Source organism: Planococcus soli (assembly GCF_016881065.1).
Classification (GTDB): domain Bacteria; phylum Bacillota; class Bacilli; order Bacillales_A; family Planococcaceae; genus Planococcus; species Planococcus soli.
The window spans coordinates 1-329 of the sequence record NZ_WXYN01000036.1; the positions used below are offsets into that span (position 1 = coordinate 1).

Here is a 329-nt window from a genome sequence, read left to right on the forward strand (position 1 = left end):
TTAACGGCTTCGTCCAGATAGCGGCTTGTCTGGAAAAAGCGGTTAAGAGTACCTGAGTTGGAGTCGAATTCATCGATCAGTTTGTCTTCTTCGTCCAAAGTAAAGGGATAATGATTGGTCAGCGTGATTAACCGGCTGTAGAATGGCTGCGGCATTTCTGCCATATGGGCAACAGACTGTTCAAAAAACGGTATGTCTTTCATGCCCCAGTTGACTGCCTGGCCTTCACCAACGCTATAGCTTTGAATATCGAGAAATTCATCGATGCCCAAGGATTCATACATCATGTCGCGATTCCAAAAACTTTTGTTGTTGGCGTGCTGGACATT

The 329-nt window shown here is 45.3% G+C and carries 1 protein-coding gene; it reads right to left on the reverse strand.

Features of this window, described 5'->3' with window-relative positions; translation table 11 throughout:
- A partial coding sequence (locus GJB59_RS13670) for a sulfatase-like hydrolase/transferase (RefSeq protein WP_328822970.1) occupies positions 1–329 on the reverse strand: 329 nt, incomplete at both ends.